Source organism: Allopusillimonas ginsengisoli, from assembly GCF_004153455.1.
Lineage (GTDB): Bacteria > Pseudomonadota > Gammaproteobacteria > Burkholderiales > Burkholderiaceae_B > Allopusillimonas > Allopusillimonas ginsengisoli.
On record NZ_SDQE01000004.1, the window covers coordinates 51,562 to 65,676 of the forward strand.

Sequence of the window (14,115 nt, forward strand, 5' to 3'; positions counted from 1 at the left end):
GGGCAACGCACAAGGGCGGGTGCACCCGCCCTTGTGCGTCTGGCAAAGACCTTGCATGCTTACTTGAACAAGTTGTTGTACTCCTCGTCCGGCGTTGCGGATTGGCCAGCATGCGACACGCCTTCAGGCCCCGGATCGACAGTCACGTCGTTGTAATACCCATTATCCGCGTTGTACCCGCCCTCACCGCCGTAGGCGCCTTCTACATCAATGGATATGGTGTCAATATCAACCTTGACCACGCCTTGCTTATAGTGCGTGACGATGCCCGGCACCAGCAACACCATAACGACCATTACCAGCTGGATGCAGATGAAGGGAATGGACCCCCAGTAGATTTCGCCTGTCGTGACCTTGGCTATTGTCTTGCCGGTGACCTTGTCGCGATAGTCATCCTTGGGCGCCACGGATCGCAAGTAAAACAAGGCGAATCCGAACGGCGGATGCATGAACGAGGTCTGCATGTTGACAGCCAGCAGCACGCCGAACCAGATCAGGTCGATACCCATTTTGTCCGCTACAGGGCCCAACAGCGGCACGATAATGAACGCTAGTTCAAAGAAATCCAGGAAGAAGGCCAGCACAAAAGTCATCAGGCTGACGACGATCAGAAAGCCCATCTGCCCACCAGGCAGACCGATCAGCAGATGCTCTACCCACAGATCGCCGCTCACGCCCCGGAAAGTCAATCCAAACACTGTGGAGCCTATCAGGATGAAAACCACAAAGCACGACAGCGTCGCGGTGGTATCCATCGCCTGGCGCAGCAGGCTCAGGCTGAGTCGCCGCCTCAGGACGGCCATGATGATGGCGCCGACCGCCCCCATTGCACCACCTTCGGTGGGTGTCGCCACGCCAATAAAGATGGTGCCCAATACCAGGAAGATCAATGCAAGCGGCGGGATCATGACAAAGGTGACCCGTTCGGCGATCTGCGACAGCATGCCCAGACGGAGTACCTTGTTGATGATGGCCACGATAAACGCCACCAACCCCCAGATCAGAATCCCCAGCACGATCCGTTCATCCACGGGAGCATCATCGGGCATGATCAGCTTGACATAGGCCAGTGAACACACAACCGAGAACCCCATCAAGGCCAGTAAAGACGGCAATCCTCGACCGCCATTGGGCTCGACAAAGCTGCGAGCCTCTTCAGGCAGCGCGGGCGCCGCTTTGGGGCGTATCCAGGATACCAGGACGACATACCCAATATAGAGACCTGTCAGGATAAAGCCTGGCAGAATTGCGCCACGATACATATCACCGATAGAGCGGCCCAACTGATCCGCCAGGATAATCAACACCAGCGACGGCGGAATAATCTGCGATAAAGTTCCTGATGCCGCAATGACTCCTGTCGCCAGCCGCCTGTCATAGCCATAGCGCAGCATAATTGGCAACGAAATAAGCCCCATCGAAATCACCGATGCCGATACCACGCCCGTGGTCGCAGCGAGCATGGCCCCCACCAAAATTACGGCAATCGCCAACCCGCCGCGCAGCGGACCGAACAACTGGCCGACCGTTTCAAGCAAATCCTCGGCCATCCCGGACCGCTCCAGAATCAGCCCCATAAAGGTGAAGAAAGGCACCGCCAGCAAGGTATCGTTGGCCATAATGCCGAACACACGCTGCGGCAAGGCCTGGAACAATGCCGGTGAAAACAGTCCCAGCTCAATGCCGATCAAGCCGTAGAAAATGCCATTGGCAGCCAGTGCGAACGCTACCGGAAAGCCCAACAAAAGAAACAGCACTAGCGTCCCGAACATGATCGGGGCCATGTTTGTAATGAAGAAATCCATGATCAGTGCCCCGTGGTTGTGCCAGTGTGCCGAGCTGCCGCATCGCGTTCGGCTGCTTCGCGCGCGATCTCTTCCGCCAGCAACGCTTCCGCCGACTTTTCAGACAGTTTTTCCATGGGATCCGGGCCGTCTCCGGTCAGGAAGGCAATGCACTTGATCAGGTGGGAAATACCAGCGGCAATCAGAAAAAAGAACCCAACTGGTATCAACAGCTTGGCCGGCCAGCGAATCAGCCCGCCCGAATTGGACGAATACTCCTGTGTGACCCAGGAGTCCGCGAACATGAACCAGGACAAATAGGCAATGAGCACAGACGCCGGAAGCAAAAAAAACAGGATGCCGAAAATTTCTATCTTGATCTGCGTGCGACGGGACAAGCGCTGTGCCACGACATCGACACGCACGTGTTCATTCTTGAGGAGCGTATAGCCGGCACAAAGCAGAAAGATGGCGCCAAACATATACCATTGAAGTTCCAGCCATGCGTTGGAGCTGACATTGAAGAATTTTCGCACGACGGCGTTGGTTGCGCTGACGACAACAACGACCAGGATCAGCCAGGTGACGGCACGCCCAAGACACCGGTTCACGGTATCGATCAGGCGCGACAAAGCGAGTAAAGATTTCATTGATGTACTTCTTTGTAGAAGAAGAAAACCTCAGGAACGAGGCCGCGCAGAGAAGCGGATAGCTTCTCCGGCGGTCTCGCCTGTCAGGGGGGCGCGGTACACCCCTACGCCCGGAATCAGCGATGCGTTGCGCTGGCCATGAATTGGTCGAAGCTGCCCTCGCCCACACGGAACCATGGGATCTCGTGATCGCGAAAGCCCTTATAGCTCTCGTAGAGCTTTTTGAACGCGGGATCTTTTGCTGACAGGTCGGCGTAAACCTTGTTGGCCTCGTTGTACGAAGCCTCCATGACTTCTTTTGGAAATGCGCGCAGTTTCGCGCCTTCGCTGATCAAGCGTTTGAGCGCCTTGGGATTTTCGGCATCGTAAGTGGCTATCATCTGGTTGGTTGCCATTGCGCTGGCCTGCGCCAGAACTGCCTGGTATTGCTTGGGCAGACTGTTGTACTTGTCCTGATTCACATACAAAGAAACCTGGAGCGTACCTTCCCACCATCCCGGAAAATAGTAGTAGGGCGCCACACGGTGAAAGCCCAGCTTTTCATCGTCATAAGGGCCGATCCACTCAGCCGCGTCGATGGTGCCTTTTTCCAGCGAGGGATAAATATCGCCGCCGGCGATCTGTTGCGGCACGACGCCAAGGCGGGACAATACTTCGCCAGCAAATGCGCTGCATCGAAACTTGAGGCCATCCAGGTCGCCCACCGTTTTGATTTCCTTGCGAAACCAGCCCCCCATTTGCGTGCCGGTATAACCGCAGGGGAAATTGACGATGTTGTAAGCCTTGTACATTTCGCGCAACAGATCCATGCCGCCGCCATGATTCACCCAGGCGTTCATCTGGCGTGTATTCAGGCCGAATGGCACGGCACTGTCAAAGCACAAGGCCGGATTCTTGCCGAAATAGTAATAAGACGCTGTGTGGCCGCATTCGATGGTGCCGTTCTGCACGCCGTCAAGCACCGCCAGCGCCGGCACGATCTCTCCCGCCGGAAAAGCGCGAATGGAAAACTTGCCATCCGTGGCCTCAGAAACGAATTTGGTCAGGTTCTCGCCGCCGCTGTAGATCGCGTCGGCGCTGCGCGGAAAGCTTGATGCAAGACGCCAGGAGATGGTGGGCGTGTCCTGGGCGAACGCGGGCGCCGCCAGCGTGGCGCCTCCGGCTGCCGCGCCCAGGGCGGCCTTCTTGAGAAATGAACGTCGCTGCATAATTGGGTACTCCTCCTTGATAGGGAAAACGAAGTCTTGATCTTGCCGCTGCGTCATTCCGGATCGGAAAACGGCAGGCAATACAAGTCACAACCCGCGGATCACGATAATGATGCGGGCGAGCCAAAATATTGTTTGAAACTGACGTGAGGCTTACGCAGCCCAGTACTTCGTCAGGAAATTCGGGAAAATCCGAATGAGGCAGACGGTGTCGCCGAGCGGTTCTTCAGCTTTTTTTCAGGAAGACGTGTTGTGAACGGTGTCCAACATGGCCTGCCCAAGCGCAGTGCATCCGTTTTGCATGAGCGCATTGCCCGCGCCCAGGCGGTCGCCTGCGTCCTTGTTCTGGCTCAACTTGCGTTTGCCGACCAAACGCGAGATGTTTATTTCGATGCCGACGATCAGCGTCAACAACATATCGATGTGTTCGCGGGGCGAGTCTGACATTTTCCATGGCACAGGCTGGCCGGCCTCGTGCGCGCGTGTCAGGCGCGCAACCAGTCCACGCACAAAGCGCTCATTGTCGTGAACAACGATTTGTCCGTGCGCATGGACAGCCTCGTAATTCCACGTGGGCACCTGTTTGTGAAACGCGTGCTTGCTCGGATACCAGTTCGGTGAGATATAGGCATCGGCCCCCCGAAAAACCACCAGCACATCATCGCCGTTGCGCACATCTTGCCAGACTGGATTGGCGCGGGCCACATGCCCGCGCAAACAGCCTAGCGTTCCTTCTTCGGCATCGCACTCGAACGGAAGATGGTTGGCGTCCAGCCCATTTTCCCCATGCGTCACCAGCGTGCCCAGCGGGTAGCGGCCCATCAGCTGCCAAAGTACCTGCGTATCGTGTTCGGCAAAATGTTCGGGGTTATACATGGCGGCTCCGTTCCGGGGGGAACTCATATCATAATCAAACACCACTGCGCGCGCTGGTGCGGGCCGTCAAGCCGTCAGGCGACGCTGGCATGCCAATCGCGGCCACACTGCACAACTCGGCATTTCTTGGTACGCTTGCGTCATGATGCCAGGCCTGCCTACCAATCAAACTGTGCTGTCGAACTTGCCTTACCCAACCAACGCGGCTGGAACGCCGCCACGCCTCTCGACCCTTTTTCGTCTATTTATCATCGCTGCGCTGATGTCGCTGCTGGTTGCCTGCGGCACCACCAAGCCCGTAGGGCCCGGCCAGTATCGCGTTGCGGCGGGCGACACGCTTACGAAGATTGCCCGCCAGCATGGGCAAAGTGTCAGCTCGCTGATGCGCATGAACAATATCAGCAATCCCAATCGTATCAAGGTCGGGCAAGTGCTGCGCGTGCAGAAAAGCACTGGCAGCGCGTCCGCCAGCGGTTCAACCGCCGGCTCCACGCCTTCCGCGAGCTATCCGCCGCCAGGGCCGAGGCCGGCCAACGCCATCAATCTCATTTGGCCGGCCGATGGCAATCCCGACCGCAGCATCAAGGGTCCAAGCCCTCAAGGCATCTTTATCGTCAACAAGGCGGGAACACCCGTCAAGGCCGTGGCAGAAGGCAAGGTCGTCTATGCGGGCAACAGTCTTCGCGGCTACGGCAACCTTGTTATCGTGCACCATGCCTCCGAATTCCTGAGCGTGTATGCGCACAATCGCGCCCTTGCCGTGAAAGAAGGCCAAAGGGTTAAGCAAGGGCAAAGAATTGCCGATATGGGCAATTCAGAGAGCAAACAGGTAGGGCTGTACTTTGAGCTCAGGCACAATGGCAAACCGGTGAGCGCCCTGAGCTATCTGCCCAGACGTTAAATCAACTCAAGCGACTCCCGGCATACGCATACATGAAACGCGGGCATGTATGCGTGCAACCCGAAAGGGTTGAATGTCTGTCCAGAGCGATGAGCAAGCCAACGCTCTGGCTGACTGGGTACTTCATGGCGGCTAAGCCTCGCCTTGTGACGCCGTGGCCAGGGCTTCAGATTCCACAGCCTTGCGCCCCTGCGTCGCGCTTCTCAAGCGCTTGTAGGCGATCACTGCCAGCATGAGCAGCGTAATGGCCATGCAGACGGCGCTGATGGGTCGGCTGAAGAATACCAGCATGTCACCCCGCGACAGCAATAATGCGCGGCGGAAATTTTCTTCAACCATAGGGCCAAGCACAAATCCCAGCAACAATGGCGCAGGCTGAAATCCCAGCGATGACGCGAGATAGCCGAACCCGCCGATTGCCAGCACCATGCCAACGTCGAACAGGTTATTGTTCGAGCTGTACACGCCTATGCAGATCAGGAACAGCACCGTTGGATAGATCAAGCGATAGGGCACGGACAGCAGCTTGACCCACATGCCGATCAAGGGGATGTTCAATAACAGCAGCAACAGGTTACCCACCCAGAAACTGACCAGCAGCCCCCAGAACAGCGAAGGGTGCTCCACCATCATCTGCGGGCCGGGGGTGATGTTGTGTATCATCAACGCCCCCAGCATCAAAGCCATGACTGCATCGCCTGGAATGCCTAAAGTCAGCGTTGGAATGAAGGCAGTGATGGCCGCTGAACTGTTCGCCGCCTCCGGCCCGGCAACCCCTTCGATCGCGCCACGACCAAAACGTTTTGGCGTTTTCGATATCTTTTTCTCCATCGCGTAGCTCATGAAAGAAGCAATGGTGCCGCCAGCGCCAGGCAGGATGCCAAAGAAAGACCCGAGCCCGGCACCGCGCCCAATCGCAGGCATGGACTGCCTCACCTCTCCTTTGGCTGGGCGGATCGAGCCGCCCCGCACCTTGGAGTTGGTAATGATGGTTCCCTTGCCCAGGCGTCCGGCATTGGCCAGGACATCCGCCACGCCAAACAGACCCATGGCCAGCGCCACCAGCGACAGCCCGTCCTGGAGTTCGGGAATGCCAAAGTCGAAACGCGCCACCCCGCTGTTCACATCGGTGCCTATCACACCAAAGATCAGCCCCAGCAACACAGAAGCGATACCCTTGAGCGGCGAGCCACTGGTCAATGCGGAAGCCGCCAGCAAACCCATCAGCATGAGCGAGAAGTACTCCGCAGGCCCGAACAAAAAGGCCACGTCGGTAAGCATGGGACTGAACAACATCATCAACACAATACCGGCGCACACGCCAAGAAAGGATGCGAACATGGCAATAAAAATTGCCGACCCGCCACGCCCCTGCTTGGCCATGGGATTGCCGTCGACACAGACCACCGCATGCGAGGCGGTGCCTGGCAAGTTCAACAGTATGGACGTGGTTGCGCCACCGAAGCTGGTGCCGTAATACAGGCCCGCAAGCATCATGAGCGCACCGGTTGGATCCAGCCCATAGGTGATGGGCAGCAGCATGGAAATCGCAGCCAGCGCCCCGATGCCAGGCAGGACACCGATCAGGTTTCCAAAAAATACCCCGACCAATGAATAGAACAGATTATGCAGTGAGAATGCGGTCTCAAAGCCCAGAATCAGATTGTCCAACATATCTCAACCCCAATTGAACAAGGGAAACTGCATTTGCATGCCGTAGTGGAAAATGCCAACTGCGGCGGCGGTGACGCCTGCCGCCAGCAATAGCGTTGCTTTGAGTGTTGTGGTGCGATCTCCCAGCGCGGATATAAAAATCAGAATGAACGTCGCGGGCACCAAGCCGCCATACTTGCCGAAGACGATAAAGGCGAGCATGCCAATCACCGTCGCAAGAACAGGCCGCACATGCCTAAGATAACGCGCTTCCGACGTTGAGCCATGGCTGTCGCTCTCTGCCTGCTCTTCGGGATAGGCTGGCGTGACCAGAATCAATACACCAACAAAGGTCAGCACTATGCCCAGCAGCATGGGAAAGTACCCTGGCCCCATGCGACCCAACGTCCCCACGTTGTAGTCCAGGCTGCCCCAGGCCGTGCCTATGCCTATCAGTATCATCAGTAACGCGGCATACCACTCGCGCTTTTTGTCCTCTCTCATGCCCACCCTCTGATTATCATTTTTATCCCGGCACAACTGGGTGCAAGACGTCGTCTGCCCAGCGCCGAAAAGGCAAAGTGTAGGCAAGCGCAATAACGTTCGGGGTGACAATCAGATTACGATCTGTTCATGTATCGTGGGGCGCTTGCACGGGTGCAGACGGCAGGCACAGGCAGGCGCTGAGCCCTCGCGCTTCGCGAAGCGGATAGGCGTCAGACAGCGCCAGACGGCCATCATGCAAGGCAACAATGGCCCGGACACTGGTCAGCCCCAGACCGTGCCCTTCTTTCTCGGAACTCAGACGATAAAAATATTCCCCCAGGCGTTCGCGCTCGTGGGGCGCAATTCCTGCGCCATCATCTTTCAGCACGACGCACGCATGGCCGCCAGAGCGCGCCACAACCTCAATCACCACTGACGTCCTGGCGTATTTGATTGCATTGTCAAGCAGATTCGCACACGCGCTGGCGAGCAGATCCGCATCGCCATAGACGCTGACCGGGCCGCAGTCATGAAGTATCAACTCAACATGCGCATCCTCCGCCAGCGCACCGTACATATCCACCACATCGGCGACGATCACATCCAGTCTGCAAACGCGGAACGCGCGCCGCCGCACGCCTGCCTCCATTTCGGCGATTTGCAAAAGCTTGCCGAAAAGGGTGTTCAGCCTGTCGATTTCTTCAATAGCGTAACGGTTTGCCTCCAGCACTTCCCGACGCTGAGCATCGGGATGCTGCGCCATACGCAGCCGTCCGACAATACGCGTGAGCGGAGTACGAAGATTATGAGCGATCGTGTCCGAGACATGTCGGACGCCTTTCATCAAGAGCTCAATCTGATCCAGCATTGCATTGATGTCCCGGCTCAGATGTGTGAACTCATCCTCTGCTTCAGATGGCGGGATGCGGTGCGACAATTGGCCCGCGCTGATTTTGAGCGCAGTGCCACGTATCCTGCTGACTCGATACTCGAGTTCACGCCTGAAAATATAGGTGCCAAGCAAGACCAACAGCAAAGCCAACACAATGGCGGTAAGTATGCCTTGGACGATGAGGCTGGAAACGCCTTCGATCTCACTGGTGTCCTGTCCCACCACGAGCGTTGAGCCGTCGGGCAACAGCAAGGCTCTGAAATAACCCTGTTCGGGCTTTCCCGCCAACATCATATTGGCCTCGAAGATGCCCATATCGTTTGACGGGGAAAACGACGCATCCAGATTGCCGGCCAGCTTGCGCCCCGTTTCATCAAGCAAGAGATACGCTTCGCGGTCGGAATCGACGAGGTCGGACAGCGTCAGATTGATGGCCTCCACCAATCCTTTGCGGCCATCCTGCTCGAACATCAGCGTCAGCCGCTGGGTCGCGCTGTTGATCTGCTGATATTGCTGGGTGCGCAAGGCGCCCATCATCTGAAAGTAGATGAACAACAGCAGAATCAGCGTGGTCAGGATAGCCAGCAACCCGTAATTCAGCGTGAGGCGAAAGGAGACCGAATGCCAAAGACGCGCAAAACTCTGCCGGACTACAGCGATCACGGAAGCCGCGACGCCGTGACGCTATCGCACCGGTCAGACAGCATGTAGCCTGCCCCCCTGACCGTATGAATCAGCGCGGTCGAGAATTCGCTGTCAACCTTGCGGCGCAGCCGACTCACCTGCACATCGATCACATTGGATTGAGGATCAAAACGGTAATCCCACACCTCTTCGAGCAGCATGGTGCGGGTGACGACATTGTGCGCATTGAGCATGAGGTAGGCCAGGAGGCGAAACTCGCGCGGCTGCAGCACGATCGCCCGGCCTGCCCGCTCCACCTTGCTCGCGGAAAGGTCCACATTCAGATCCGCTACCTGTAATGTGCGACGCTCGCCTTCTGCGCGCGATCGCCGCACCAGCGCCTTGAGGCGGGCCAGCAACTCCGAAAATGCAAACGGCTTGACCAGGTAATCGTCGCCCCCCGCGTCCAGGCCACTTATCCTGTCATCCAGGGCCGTCAATGCGCTCAACACCAGTACGGGCGTCTTCTTGCCCAGCGAGCGCAACGTCGCGAGAATGGACAAGCCATCAACGCCATGGGGCAACATGCGATCCAGAATAATGACATCCCAGGATGACTTGATGGCGCGGTCCAGCGCCTCGACACCCTCGTGGCAGACAACCGCCACATGGCCCAGCTCGCTCAGACCGCTGGCGACATAGCGTGCGTTCTCGCGGTCGTCTTCTATGACGAGGCAACGCCACATACCATTCATTACCATCTTGCTCATCCATGCCAAGTGCCACAGAACACATCACACCGTGTGGCGAGCGGGGCTTTGCGTGCCCCATTGCCAGGCACCATATCATCGCCGCTGAGGCGCTTCAATGTCATGCTTGATGAGGGTAATGATCTACTACAGGCAGCGCATAGCCTGAGTATCGCAGCAATTCACCCCAAACCATACAAACATGGGCATCCTGGGCACTTTGCCTTGGAGTCGTGCCGCCAGCTTGCCGATATCAGATTGCAAAAAGGTAATCTAGCGGTAATGGATGCAAAGCACCGCTACTGTTGTCCTATTCCGGTTTCTTGAACAATCTTGCTGTACTTTTCCATCTCGTTCTCCAAGAACGCCTTGAACGCATCGCCCTTCAGCGGTGTCGCCGTCAAACCCTTGGCCTCCAGCGACTCGACAAACGAAGGCTGTGCCAGGATATCCATCACGTCATGACTGACTTGTTCGATAATGGGAGCAGGAAGCTGCGCAGGGCCGAATACGCCAAACCAGTTTGTGAGCTGCAACGCCGGCATGCCAAGCTCTACCGAAGTAGGAACATCGGGCAACAGCTTTTCACGCTTATCTCCGGCCACCAGAATCGGGGTAAGTTTGCCAGCCCGAATATTCCCAAGTAACGGCGGCGTGGTTGCGAAGAACAGATCTATTTGGCCACCGACAAGATCCTGCACCGCCAGAGACGTGCCACGATACGGAATATGGGCCAATGGCAAACCCGTCAGGCTTTTAAGCAATTCACCCGCCATATGCTGTTGCCCTCCCACGCCGGGGGAGCCATAGGCAATCTGCTGTTGCTTTCCCCCCAGCGCTCGCAATGCTTCCAGGTTTTTCGCAGGAAGCTTGGGGCCAGCGGCGAGCACCAACGGCGCCGAGGCGACAAGTGCAAGCGCGGTAAAATCCGTGATCGGATCGTAGCGCATGTCCTTGAATACCAGCTTATTGATCGACACCTCGGGCGTGTAGCCCAAAAGTAGCGTATAGCCATCGGGCTTGGCGCGGACAACCTGCTCCGCACCGATCATGCCACTCGCACCCGTCTTGTTCTCCACGACAACGGTCTGATTCCATTTATTGCTTAGCGCCTCGGCCAACAAGCGAGCAACGATATCGGTCGAACCTCCAGGTGCGTAGGCGACGACCAATGTGACGGGCCTTTCGGGATAAGCGGCCTGCGTGGCCGGTGCGACAAGCATAGCGGCGAGTGCCAACGTCATCAGCTTTTTTTTGATGCTCATTGTTATGTCTCCTCGGTTGGTTGTAGTCTGACTATTCGAGTGTGATTAAAACGGTCTGCAACACGTAGTCGCCCGGGTGGGCGTGGAACTCTGCTAAAAGTTGTTGTACCGTCTGTCGTATACCGGTACCCAGGTTATGTACGACACAACTGATTGGGCAACTGCTCAGAAACGCAATCATCCGATCGGTCTGCGCGCAGACCAACAAATATGTGTTTTTCTCTGTACGAAACTTGATGATTCCCTTGCTGCCATCTTCCGTATCGATAAGTTCGATACGCTTCGCAGGCGACAGCAAGGCGTTCAGACAAGCGTAGGCCTTGGCCATGGGACGAGGGTTGAAGTGCCTGTCTATAAATGCATTTCGAGGGAAATAGCCACGATCCACATCCATGAATGTGTCATAGACATAGGAAATGTCCTCCGACAGCCGCGACAGCACGATCACTTGTGCAACGCTGGCTACATTTTCATCATCGGCCGTCCGTGACGCTGCCAAGCTCGAACCGCTCAGTTTCAGGGAAACCAGAACCTTGCAACCGGTGGCCTCCGAGAAGGCCCTTAATCTGTTCGCTACGTCAGGCAAATATTCATCTGGCGTAACCCGGACTGTGATGCCGTCAATCTCACCGGCCTGCAATGCGCCGGTGATGATGAGTTTATCGGTTTCCAGATCCGCCAGCGTGAATCCGGCTTTGACGAAGTGATTGAAGTGTTTGCCGTCGTAATGCGACGGGTCGTTTGTGTGTATTTTGGCGTAATAGATTCGCGTATTGCCGGATTTGCGCACACGCTTCAGGGCGCTGCGATGCTGCTCAAACTGATCCGCAATAAGATTGACTTCGAACGCGGCAACACCACAATCGGCAAGTCCTCTGTCCAACAGTTTTGCCGAAGGTACGCCTAGCGTTGTAACGATGTAGCGATGCCCCATCTGCGCCATGAGGCGCATTCTGGCGCGAGACTCTTCCTCGTCCAGATCGAGTGCAGGCACCTTCGATAGGCGCGCCCCCATTTCCCACAACCCCAGCAGCGGATAGTCATTGCGAGCCCACTTGCGTCCGAACTCCTGCACACCGCCCGTGGCGGTGATCTGCATGCTTTCCGCCCACGGATGGCGCAGTTCGACTCCGACGTTATCAAGCGTAGAGGTTTTGGGGTGAATCAATTGATGCGCGGCACCAGACGCTTTGGTCGCTCCTTCAGTAGCCTGCGCGCCCATTGTGCGAACTGAGTGCGCAACATGACCGCGGGCATACACATCCACAACGAAGTAGCCAAATTTTTCGGCATCACCGCGCCCGAACTCAACGTCGGGTGCTGTACGGTAGAACTCTGTGAAGTCGTGCCGCAAGAAGGCCGTGGACGGCAGCATGTAAAACTCGCCCGCCCCCACTCTGTCGTACCAGAAATTGTGCACATGACCCGCAAAGGTGGCTTCTACATTCGGTTTGCGCATGAGCCCCAGTAGCCAGCTGCGGCCCGGCTCATCGAGGTTGTCGTAGTTACCGCGTTCGTCTGGCTTGAAGATGTAAGGCGGATAGTGCATGAAGAGAAATATCTGCCGCTCGCCTGCTGTTTCGAACTGAGATTCAAGCCATTGTTTCTGGCGCTCTTCCTCTGCCAGGCCTGAATTGATCAGCAGCGAATTAATCAGGACAAACCGTATCCGGCCCTCATCAAAAGAGAAGTAGTCAGGGCCAAATGCTTTGCGATAAGTATCAAGGTAGGCATCGCAGACCTGATCGGCAGGCATCCAGTCCACGCGTTTGTCGCCGACATCGTGATTGCCGGGCACGACGTAAACCGGAACCGAAACAGCACTGGCGATCGCTTTGAAATGTGCAACGGCCTGCGTAAAGGTAGGCAGCGATGGCACCGGATGAACGATATCCCCAAGGTGGATCACGAACTTCGGCGCCGGATCCATGGCGGCGATATCGAGAAACACATGACGAGCTCTGGCGTTGGCCAAGGCATTGGTCTGGAAGGGAGAGCTAGAGGCGTTTTCTCCCTCATTAATGTGGGTGTCCGCGACAACCACGAATGTGAACAGAGGCTGTTCACCGGACTGCGTGCGTGACATTATCACGTACCTCCTACATAATTCCATTAATTGGAATCGGCGTTTATTGATTGGAATTAAATTATCTTTGCAAGCAGTTAAGATGTCAACGGATGATTTTCAAGGAGCAGTTGTGGTGGAACGCAACAAGGACAAGCCCGAAGCGCTGGATAACGTCGAGCTGCAAGCACATCCGCAATTTACGGCTACCCTGGCCAATGGCCTTGCTGTATTGGGTTGCTTTGCAGACGGCCCGCCCCTCTTGGGTAATAAAGAACTCTCCGAACTGCTGGGAATGACGCGTCCCACGGTTTCCAGGCTGACATTCACGCTGGTGGGGCTCGGATATCTGCGGCGCGATACCCCTACGGGAAAATACGGACTCGGCCCCGCCGTGCTGTCGTTGGGTTACCCATTGCTATCGCGACTAATGATTCGCCAGGTCGGCTCCACCGCCATGATGCAGCTGGCCAGCTATGCCCATGGGCCAGTCTCAGTAGGAGTCAGAGATAGACTTCAGGTAGTCTATGTAGAAACGACGCATGCAAGCGAGTCCAATGAAACGCTGCCCGGAATCGGCTCAAGACGCCCCTTTTTGCGTACGGCAATTGGTCGGGCACTCCTGTATGCCCTGGACGCTCAGGAACGCGCCTTGGTGCTGGAGCGGCTACAGGCCACTCATACCGACGAATGGGACACTTACCACAGCAGGCTGGAAGGATCGTTCGCGGAGATCGACGAGCATGGGTTTTGTCTCGTGGAAGGAGACTGGCGACCCACACTGGCTGCGGTCGCCGTACCCATGAAGGCCAGCATCAACGGGATGCGCCTGGCTTTCAACCTCACCCTACCCCGTTACGCAGTGGACAGGCAGCAATTGATGACAGACTTGGGGCCAAGGCTGCTTGATCTTGTTCACAAAATGGAGCATCTGCTGGGCGTCAGCCAACGCTGACAACACC

Annotated in this window: 12 protein-coding genes; 2 read left to right on the forward strand and 10 right to left on the reverse strand. The window is 56.6% G+C overall.

Annotated features, from left to right (window positions below; translation table 11 throughout):
• Positions 1-59: 59 nt before the first annotated feature.
• From ERE07_RS10310 to ERE07_RS10325, 4 genes are all read right to left on the reverse strand, one after another.
• Entirely contained in the window at positions 60-1,805 is a 1,746-nt protein-coding gene (locus ERE07_RS10310) for a TRAP transporter large permease (protein WP_130008745.1), read from the reverse strand.
• A gap of 2 nt (positions 1,806-1,807) precedes the next feature.
• Positions 1,808-2,434 carry a TRAP transporter small permease subunit gene (locus ERE07_RS10315; protein WP_130008746.1) on the reverse strand — a complete coding sequence of 209 codons (627 nt, stop codon included), beginning with the start codon at positions 2,432-2,434 and terminating at the stop codon, positions 1,808-1,810.
• A 116-nt stretch (positions 2,435-2,550) separates the two neighbouring features.
• The gene (locus tag ERE07_RS10320) at positions 2,551-3,642 is read right to left on the reverse strand and encodes a TRAP transporter substrate-binding protein (protein ID WP_130008747.1); all 1,092 of its coding nucleotides are present in this window, start codon (positions 3,640-3,642) and stop codon (positions 2,551-2,553) included.
• Between the two features lie 237 nt (positions 3,643-3,879).
• A complete protein-coding gene (locus tag ERE07_RS10325; RefSeq protein WP_130008748.1) occupies positions 3,880-4,518 on the reverse strand; it encodes an FMN-binding negative transcriptional regulator in 639 nt (212 codons plus the stop codon).
• 142 nt (positions 4,519-4,660) lie between these two features.
• On the opposite strand from ERE07_RS10325, the gene ERE07_RS10330 reads away from it, so the two are divergent.
• Positions 4,661-5,419: a M23 family metallopeptidase gene (locus ERE07_RS10330; protein ID WP_245153618.1), complete on the forward strand. Its 759-nt coding sequence runs from the start codon at positions 4,661-4,663 to the stop codon at positions 5,417-5,419.
• A 132-nt stretch (positions 5,420-5,551) separates the two neighbouring features.
• Here ERE07_RS10330 and ERE07_RS10335 read toward each other — a convergent pair whose 3' ends face one another.
• From ERE07_RS10335 to ERE07_RS10360, 6 genes are all read right to left on the reverse strand, one after another.
• Entirely contained in the window at positions 5,552-7,093 is a 1,542-nt protein-coding gene (locus ERE07_RS10335) for a tripartite tricarboxylate transporter permease (RefSeq protein WP_130008749.1), read from the reverse strand.
• 3 nt (positions 7,094-7,096) lie between these two features.
• Positions 7,097-7,576, reverse strand: coding sequence for a tripartite tricarboxylate transporter TctB family protein (locus ERE07_RS10340; RefSeq protein ID WP_130008750.1), 480 nt, complete (start codon positions 7,574-7,576; stop codon positions 7,097-7,099).
• Between the two features lie 127 nt (positions 7,577-7,703).
• The gene (locus ERE07_RS10345; RefSeq protein WP_245153620.1) at positions 7,704-9,113 is read right to left on the reverse strand and encodes a sensor histidine kinase; all 1,410 of its coding nucleotides are present in this window, start codon (positions 9,111-9,113) and stop codon (positions 7,704-7,706) included.
• Positions 9,110-9,820 carry a winged helix-turn-helix domain-containing protein gene (locus tag ERE07_RS10350; RefSeq protein WP_130008900.1) on the reverse strand — a complete coding sequence of 237 codons (711 nt, stop codon included), beginning with the start codon at positions 9,818-9,820 and terminating at the stop codon, positions 9,110-9,112. Before ERE07_RS10350 ends, ERE07_RS10345 begins: the two co-directional genes overlap by 4 nt.
• Positions 9,821-10,122: 302 nt before the next feature.
• Positions 10,123-11,088: a Bug family tripartite tricarboxylate transporter substrate binding protein gene (locus tag ERE07_RS10355; RefSeq protein WP_130008751.1), complete on the reverse strand. Its 966-nt coding sequence runs from the start codon at positions 11,086-11,088 to the stop codon at positions 10,123-10,125.
• A 31-nt stretch (positions 11,089-11,119) separates the two neighbouring features.
• Positions 11,120-13,174: a metallophosphoesterase gene (locus ERE07_RS10360; protein WP_130008752.1), complete on the reverse strand. Its 2,055-nt coding sequence runs from the start codon at positions 13,172-13,174 to the stop codon at positions 11,120-11,122.
• Positions 13,175-13,256: 82 nt separating this feature from the next.
• On the opposite strand from ERE07_RS10360, the gene ERE07_RS10365 reads away from it, so the two are divergent.
• A complete protein-coding gene (locus tag ERE07_RS10365; RefSeq protein WP_130008753.1) occupies positions 13,257-14,108 on the forward strand; it encodes an IclR family transcriptional regulator in 852 nt (283 codons plus the stop codon).
• Positions 14,109-14,115 lie beyond the last annotated feature (7 nt).

Excerpts from the sequence above, each read along its gene's own strand:
- ERE07_RS10360 (WP_130008752.1), bottom strand. The coding sequence starts at position 13,174 with ATGTCACGCACGCAGTCCGGTGAACAGCCTCTGTTCACATTCGTGGTT.
- ERE07_RS10365 (WP_130008753.1), top strand. The coding sequence starts at position 13,257 with ATGTCAACGGATGATTTTCAAGGAGCAGTTGTGGTGGAACGCAACAAG.
- ERE07_RS10325 (WP_130008748.1), bottom strand. The coding sequence starts at position 4,518 with ATGTATAACCCCGAACATTTTGCCGAACACGATACGCAGGTACTTTGG.
- ERE07_RS10310 (WP_130008745.1), bottom strand. The coding sequence starts at position 1,805 with ATGGATTTCTTCATTACAAACATGGCCCCGATCATGTTCGGGACGCTA.
- ERE07_RS10315 (WP_130008746.1), bottom strand. The coding sequence starts at position 2,434 with ATGAAATCTTTACTCGCTTTGTCGCGCCTGATCGATACCGTGAACCGG.
- ERE07_RS10320 (WP_130008747.1), bottom strand. The coding sequence starts at position 3,642 with ATGCAGCGACGTTCATTTCTCAAGAAGGCCGCCCTGGGCGCGGCAGCC.
- ERE07_RS10340 (WP_130008750.1), bottom strand. The coding sequence starts at position 7,576 with ATGAGAGAGGACAAAAAGCGCGAGTGGTATGCCGCGTTACTGATGATA.
- ERE07_RS10330 (WP_245153618.1), top strand. The coding sequence starts at position 4,661 with ATGATGCCAGGCCTGCCTACCAATCAAACTGTGCTGTCGAACTTGCCT.
- ERE07_RS10355 (WP_130008751.1), bottom strand. The coding sequence starts at position 11,088 with ATGAGCATCAAAAAAAAGCTGATGACGTTGGCACTCGCCGCTATGCTT.
- ERE07_RS10350 (WP_130008900.1), bottom strand. The coding sequence starts at position 9,820 with ATGTGGCGTTGCCTCGTCATAGAAGACGACCGCGAGAACGCACGCTAT.
- ERE07_RS10335 (WP_130008749.1), bottom strand. The coding sequence starts at position 7,093 with ATGTTGGACAATCTGATTCTGGGCTTTGAGACCGCATTCTCACTGCAT.